6 protein-coding genes and 1 pseudogene are annotated in these 6,557 nt (G+C 65.0%); 5 read left to right on the top strand and 2 right to left on the bottom strand.

Going from position 1 to position 6,557, the window contains the following annotated elements; translation table 11 throughout:
* The 3 genes and pseudogenes from HMPREF0298_RS07065 to HMPREF0298_RS07060 all read left to right on the top strand — a co-directional run.
* A pseudogene (locus HMPREF0298_RS07065) lies at positions 1 to 826 on the top strand (hypothetical protein); the annotation flags it as partial.
* 296 nt (positions 827 to 1,122) lie between these two features.
* A complete protein-coding gene (locus HMPREF0298_RS12210; protein ID WP_006840452.1) occupies positions 1,123 to 1,293 on the top strand; it encodes a hypothetical protein in 171 nt (56 codons plus the stop codon).
* A 39-nt stretch (positions 1,294 to 1,332) separates the two neighbouring features.
* Complete coding sequence (locus HMPREF0298_RS07060; RefSeq protein ID WP_006840451.1) at positions 1,333 to 1,584, top strand: three-helix bundle dimerization domain-containing protein; 252 nt, start codon at positions 1,333 to 1,335, stop codon at positions 1,582 to 1,584.
* 97 nt (positions 1,585 to 1,681) lie between these two features.
* Here the strand turns inward: HMPREF0298_RS07060 and HMPREF0298_RS07055 are convergent, their stop codons facing one another.
* Positions 1,682 to 2,758: a glycosyltransferase family 4 protein gene (locus tag HMPREF0298_RS07055; RefSeq protein WP_006840450.1), complete on the bottom strand. Its 1,077-nt coding sequence runs from the start codon at positions 2,756 to 2,758 to the stop codon at positions 1,682 to 1,684.
* A 4-nt stretch (positions 2,759 to 2,762) separates the two neighbouring features.
* On the opposite strand from HMPREF0298_RS07055, the gene HMPREF0298_RS07050 reads away from it, so the two are divergent.
* Positions 2,763 to 3,527, top strand: a complete 765-nt coding sequence (locus HMPREF0298_RS07050) for a class I SAM-dependent methyltransferase (RefSeq protein ID WP_040422815.1) — start codon at positions 2,763 to 2,765, stop codon at positions 3,525 to 3,527.
* A 1-nt stretch (position 3,528) separates the two neighbouring features.
* On the opposite strand, the gene HMPREF0298_RS07045 is transcribed toward HMPREF0298_RS07050, so the two are convergent.
* The gene (locus HMPREF0298_RS07045) at positions 3,529 to 5,352 is read right to left on the bottom strand and encodes a phosphoenolpyruvate carboxykinase (GTP) (protein ID WP_006840448.1); all 1,824 of its coding nucleotides are present in this window, start codon (positions 5,350 to 5,352) and stop codon (positions 3,529 to 3,531) included.
* Between the two features lie 430 nt (positions 5,353 to 5,782).
* Here HMPREF0298_RS07045 and trmB point away from each other — a divergent pair, with 430 nt between their 5' ends.
* Entirely contained in the window at positions 5,783 to 6,553 is a 771-nt protein-coding gene (gene trmB / locus HMPREF0298_RS07040; RefSeq protein WP_040422870.1) for a tRNA (guanosine(46)-N7)-methyltransferase TrmB, read from the top strand.
* Positions 6,554 to 6,557: the final 4 nt, after the last annotated feature.

The raw sequence follows: 6,557 nt of genomic DNA, 5'->3' as shown, positions 1-6,557 counted from the left end.
GTCGGCAATGGCGTTCGCGCCGCGTGCCGAACAGTGGGTGGGCACCCTGGGCGCGCTGGTTGGCCTCGGCGGCATCTGGAATGCCGCGGCGGTGCCACCCTCGCGTTCGATCGGTTTTGCTTTGTTCGGCGTGCTGCTCGCCGTGGTGCTGGCCTGCGGGTGGCGCGCTGTGCCACGGCGCCTGCTCATCCTCGCCGCGGTCGGGTTCACCGTGGCGGTGGCGTCCTGGCTCGGTGGGATCGCCGCCGTGGTCGAGTGGCTTCCCGGTGCGGGCCTGCTTCGCGACGGCCAGAAGTGGGTGATCCTGGCCGTTCCCGCCTACGTTTCTGCCGCCGGCGGCCTCACCCCGCGGCTCGCTGCGGCCGCGTGCGCGTTCGCAGTGCTGCAGGTTCCCGACGCCCCCGCGGCCCTGTCGCCGCTGACTCCCTCCGTGGTCGACGTGCCGCGTATCGACGCCCGGGGCCGCGACATCCTCTTCGTCGACCGGCCGACCCTGCTCACGCGCTCCGACGGAATCCCCGTGGTCGACCCGGCAACCAAGGTGGTCAACGTTGTGGAGTCCGGTGAGTTGCGTATCGGCGGCCACGTGGTCGACGAGGCGTCGACACGCTGGGCGCTCGCCCAATCCAACCCGGACGACACCGCGCTACTCGCCTCCCTCGGCATCGGTCTCGTGGTTCATCCCGACGGCACCGTGGTGGACACCGGTGCGCCGGCGCGCGAGCCGTCGGTGCTGGGGCGAATCCTGTTGTTGGGTTGGTTCGCGGTGCCGCTTGTCGCCTGGTGCGGGTGGGTCCGACGGGCCGGGGTCGAATGTTCGCCGTGAGTGGCGGAGCACCGACCTGTTGTTAACTCAACGTTAACTCTCCCAGCAACACGGAAATAGCTCCCGCCAAGCTGATGTGATATAAATCACAGTTTGACTTTCTCCCTGATTAGAACCTTGCTTACCTGCATCTTTACGCAATTTAGTAGGCTTTCACCCATTACTTGATCGCGCCAATTGAACGGCGCCTTGACCCCGCAGCACCCTACCTCTAAAGTTAACAGCAGTTGAACAACAGGTTACCAAAACCAGTTTCACGAGATTCACTTCCAGACCGGCAGAAAGGACAAGGATCAATGACCGAAGCTCTCATCGACAAGGCCGCATCCGCGCCTCGCACTGCCCGAGCCGTTCACACAGCCCTGGCGAAATGGCCCGAGGATCCGGCCCCGGAACCCGACACACCATTTCTCGAATCCATCACCCCGCTCATTACTGCCATCGCAATGGCAAACATGCGCAGCTAAACATCCATTCACCAAACTTTCGAAACAAGGAGAAAGACCATGACCAACAAGACCACCAAGACCAACGACATCGACTTCAGCATCATCCGCGAGCGCGCACTGCGCAACATCCGCGAGGACCTCATCACTGAATGGTCCAGTGTGTACCCGAGCGAGCTCATCGAAGAGTCCTTCGAGGCCGTCAAGGCCCAGCACAAGGACCGGGCAAACATCGAGGACTTCATCCCCGTCCTCGTCGAGGCGGAAATGAAGGAACGTCTCCGCTCCCGGGACCTCGACGTCCCCGCATAACCGCGTAACCTACTGTTCAACGCATTCCAACGCCCGCCCCACCCGCGCAACCGCGCCACCGGGGGCGGGCGTTGGCCTGTGCACACCCCGGGCGCGCCTACCGGGATCCTTCGCTCCCCGCAATGAGCTCAGAGAACCTGCGGCCCGTCTCCTCCCAGGAGAAGCGGCCCGCCCACTGTCTCGCGTTTTCTCCGAGGCGGGCACGCAGGACGGCGTCGTCAAGCAGGCGCTCAATAGCACTGCGGAACTCGTCCTCGGACTCCACCAACAGGCCGGTTGTACCGTGGACAATTGAATCGCCTAAACCCCCGGCCTCGACGTAACCGACGGTGGGCACGCCATGCTGCGCTGCCTCGATGACCGCGATCCCCCAGCCCTCCTTGACGCTCGGCATCAAGTGCAGTGCCGCGCGTGCGAGCACGGCGTGCTTGTACTCGTCGCCCACGTGTCCGTGGAAAATCACCCGGCCTTCGAGCCCGGCGGCGTGCGCGCGCAGCTCGTCTTCCCACCAACCGGAGCCGAGCACGTCGAGCACCACCCCATCGAGCTCGCGGACAATGTCGATCGCCTGCTCAATGCGCTTGTGCGGCACCAGCCGCGACAGAGTCACCAGGTGAATCCGCCCGTCATCGGGCTGAACCGGCACGATATCGGGCACCGGGTCCACCCCGTTGTGAACCACGGCGATGTCGCGGGCGCGCACACCCAGGGCAATGAGGTCCTCGCGGGAGGCGTCGGACACTGTGACGTACTGCGCACCGCGGTAGACGCGCGGGGCGACGCGACGCTCTAAAAAGGACCCGAGCCGGCCGATGACAGGACCCGCTACCGGCCATTGGCGCAGGTGACTGTGGTGGGTCAGCAGCACCGTTTGAGCCCGCGAGTACAAGCGCGCGAAGAACGGGATGCCGTTTTGAGTATCCACAATCACGTCCGGCCGGTGCCGCCACACCGCCAGCGGCGCGAGCAGGTACACACCGTACTTGCCGCCGGCGCGCTCAATGCGCACCCCATTTTTGACGCTGCGGCGCGGCGCATCGGTGTACGCCGCAGTGCGCAGCACGACCTCGTGGCCCTGGCGCGCAAGATACTCGCCGACGCGCTCGATGTAGCGCTCCGAGCCCCCACCTTGCGGGTGGGACATGTCGCGCCAACACAGCAGCAGTATCTTCATACGTGTGTACCGTACCCGCCGCCTCGCCACCTGGAATCGCTCAGTGCGCCTTCTTCGCTCCTTTGCGTACGAGCAGTTCCGCCCGCGCATTTTCTACGGCGGCCTCGCCCGCGACACCGCGCTGCTTATCGACGCCCTCTCCAACGACCTGACCCACTCACCGCTGCAGGCCAAGAACGTTCTCGACGTCGGCGGCGGACCGGGCTACTTCGCCGCGGAGTTCGCCCGCGTCGGCGCGCACTACGTCGGCCTTGAGCCGGACGTGTCCGAGATGTCGGCGGCGGGCCTCAGCGGCTACGGCGCGGTGCGCGGCGACGGCGCCGCACTGCCCTTTGCCGACGCATCTTTCGACGTCGTGTATTCCTCCAACGTCGCCGAACACATCCCGAACTGGCGCGACATGGCCGATGAGATGATCCGGGTGTGCGCCCCGGGCGGGCTGGTCGTGCTCAGCTACACCGTATGGCTCGGCCCGTTCGGCGGCCACGAGACCGGCCTGTGGCCGCATTATGTGGGCGGCGAGTACGCGAGGCGTCGTTACGCGCGCAAACATGGCCGCCAGCCGAAGAACGTCTGGGGCATGTCGCTTTTCAACGTCTCCGCGACCGACGGCCTGAGGTGGGCGCGCGAGAAAAACCTTGAGTTCGTGGCGTTCCCGCGCTATCACCCGTCGTGGGCGTGGTGGGTAACGCGGGTGCCGCTGGTGCGTGAGTTCGCCACCTCCAACCTGGTGGTGGCGCTGCGCGTGCCGCCCGAAGGCGGCCGGTGAGCTACTTCGCGGCCGAGACGCGGTCGGAGAGCTTCTCCAGCTGGTCGAAGATTTCGCTGGGGACCCGCTCGCCGAGGCGCTCGAAGTAGCGGCGCGAATCCTCGATGTCGCTGGACCACAGCTGCGGGTCGGCGTGGAGGGCTTCCTCCACGTCGGCGAGCGGGGTATCCAGGCCGGTCAGGTCGAGGTCCTCGGCGCGGGCGGTGTGGCCCACGACGGTCTCGTCGGCGCCGACCTTGCCCTCAATGCGGTCGATGATCCACTTCAGTACGCGGGAGTTCTCGCCGAACCCCGGCCACAGGAAGCGACCGTCATCGCCGCGGCGGAACCAGTTGACCAGGAAGATCTCCGGCATGCGCTCCCCGCCGCGGTTGCCCATGTCGATCCAGTGCTGGAAGTAGTCGCCCACGGCGTAGCCCATGAACGGCAGCATGGCCATCGGGTCGTGGCGCAGGCTACCGACCTTCGCCTCGGAGGAGGCGGCGGTCTGCCCGGAGGAGAGCATCGCACCGATCATGGTGCCGTGCTCCCAGTCGAGCGCCTGGGTCACCAGCGGCACGGTGTCGGGGCGGCGGCCGCCGAAGAGAATGGCGTCGATCTTCACACCGTTCGGGTCGTTGAACTCCGGCGCTGCGGTCGGGCACTGCTCGATCGGCACGCAGTAGCGCGAGTTCGGGTGGGCGGCGTCGTGTCCGGAATCCGGGGTCCAGTCGGCACCGCGCCAGTCGATCAGGTGCGCGGGCGCTTCACCGTCCATGCCCTCCCACCAGATGTCGCCGTCGTCGGTGAGCGCGACGTTGGTGAACAGGGTGTTGCCCGGCTCCATCGTGCGCATCGCGATCGGGTTGGAGGCGTAGTTGGTGCCCGGCGCGACGCCGAAGAATCCGTTTTCCGGGTTCACCGCGTACAGGCCGTCGTCCTTGAGGTGCATCCAGGCGATGTCGTCGCCGACAACCTCGGCGCTCCAGCCCTCAAGCGTCGGGGTGATCATCGCGAGGTTGGTCTTGCCGCAGGCCGAGGGGAACGCCCCGGCGATGTGGTAGCTCTTGCCCTCCGGCGAGGTCAGCTTGAGGATGAGCATGTGCTCCGCCATCCAGCCTTCCTCCTTGGCCATGACGGATGCGATGCGCAGTGCGTAGCACTTCTTCGCCAGAATTGCGTTGCCGCCGTAGCCGGAGCCGAAGGACCAGATCTCCTTGGTCTCCGGGAACTGGGAGATGTACTTCGTGGAGTTGCAGGGCCACGCCACGTCCTGTTCACCCTCGGCCAGCGGGGCGCCGACGGAGTGGAGGCAGTGCACGAAGTTGTCGCCCTCGATCTTGTCCAGCGCTTCCTGGCCCATGCGGGTCATGATGCGCATGGACATGACGACGTACTCCGAGTCCGTGAGCTGCACGCCCAGCTTCGGGTCGGGGTCGGTGATGGGGCCCATGCAGAACGGCACGACGTACATGGTGCGTCCCTTCATGGAGCCGCGGAAGTGCTCGCGCATCTCGTCTTTGAGGGCCTCGGGCTTCATCCAATTGTTGGTGGGGCCGGCGTCCGCCTCAGCCTCGGTGGCGATAAAGGTGCGCGACTCGACTCGTGCGACGTCGGACGGGTTGGAGCGCGCCAGGTAGGAGTTGGGGCGCTTTTCCTCGTTGAGCTTGATCAGGGTGCCCTTCTCAACCAGGTCGGCAGCGAAGGCGTCCCACTCCTCTTGGGAACCGTCGACGAAGACCACGCGCTCCGGCTGGAATAGATCCACAGCCTCGTTAACCCAAGCAATGAGGTGTTCGTTGTCGGTGGGCGCTTCCTGCGCCAGCCCCTTGATTGCGGTGGTCATGTACTCTCCTGTGCCTTCGTTGTCGTGGAGTTTTCTCAAGTGCGATGAACTTACACTGGTTGTCCCCGGATACATTCCACTTCAGAACATTCCTGTAGGTTACTAGCCTATCGAAAACCTGCCTCTACGGGCACTAACGGCCCAAACACGTGGTAGATTCCCCGGGCCTCAAGTGACCCATAACACGAAAAACCCACGACGACGCGCCCGTTTGCCACCCCCGTTTTGGGGCCCAATCCTCCCTGTTCCGCCCCCTAAAACGACGCTTTTCCTGCGCAAAGACGGCCGGGTCGCCAGTCAAACATTCCCCTTGCCCGCACCTGACCGGTTTCCAGCCCCATGTGGGGGTAGTTGCGGTGCGCGGCGGCGGGCGTCGGCAAGCACCCGCGTGAAACTTGCATTTGCCCACGTCATGTGCACAATTGACGTGATGAATAATTCTGATTTCCCCCGCACCGAGCGCTCCGGCACCGGTGAACTTTCACACGGACGCCCGCCCCAAACGGAATTCACCACCGGGCTCGACTACCCGCGCCTCGGCTCCGTCACCTTCCGCCGCGGCACCCTCACCGACAACCAGGAAGCCCTCTTCGACGAGCACTGGCCCCGCCTGGGCCGCCTGCTTGACGACGCCCCAGTCAACATCGACGAATGGTTCGGGCGCACCGGCCACCCGACGATCGTGGAAATCGGCTCCGGTACCGGCACCTCGACCGCCGCGATGGCGCCGCTTGAGGCGGAGACCAACATCGTCGCCGTCGAGCTGTACAAACCTGGCTTGGCGAAACTGCTCGGCGCAGTCGTGCGCAACGACATCGACAACGTGCGCATGATCCGTGGCGATGGCGTTGAGGTCCTGGCCCGCATGTTCGAGCCCGAATCACTCGACGGAGTGCGCATCTTCTTCCCCGACCCGTGGCCGAAGGCGCGCCACCATAAGCGCCGCATTATCCAATCAGGAACCCTGAACTTGATTGCCACCCGGCTGAAACCCTCCGGGGTGTTGCACGTGGCCACCGACCACGCCGATTACGCTGAATGGATTGACGAATTGGTCGACGTCGAGCCGATGCTGGAGTTCAAGGGGTGGCCCTGGCCCGAGGCGCCGCTTCTGACCGACCGCCAGGTCATTACCAAGTTTGAGGGCAAGGGCCTGGACAAGGACCATGTCATCCGCGAGTACCTCTGGGCAAAGAACTAGAACC

This window comes from Corynebacterium lipophiloflavum DSM 44291 (genome assembly GCF_000159635.1).
Lineage (GTDB): Bacteria > Actinomycetota > Actinomycetes > Mycobacteriales > Mycobacteriaceae > Corynebacterium > Corynebacterium lipophiloflavum.
Note: the sequence above shows the minus strand (reverse complement) of the source record. Positions and strands in the feature narration are given on the sequence as shown.

Coding starts and splice junctions, on each gene's coding strand:
- HMPREF0298_RS07055 (WP_006840450.1), bottom strand. CDS start 2,758: ATGAAGATACTGCTGCTGTGTTGGCGCGACATGTCCCACCCGCAAGGT.
- HMPREF0298_RS07045 (WP_006840448.1), bottom strand. CDS start 5,352: ATGACCACCGCAATCAAGGGGCTGGCGCAGGAAGCGCCCACCGACAAC.
- HMPREF0298_RS07060 (WP_006840451.1), top strand. CDS start 1,333: ATGACCAACAAGACCACCAAGACCAACGACATCGACTTCAGCATCATC.
- HMPREF0298_RS12210 (WP_006840452.1), top strand. CDS start 1,123: ATGACCGAAGCTCTCATCGACAAGGCCGCATCCGCGCCTCGCACTGCC.
- trmB (WP_040422870.1), top strand. CDS start 5,783: ATGAATAATTCTGATTTCCCCCGCACCGAGCGCTCCGGCACCGGTGAA.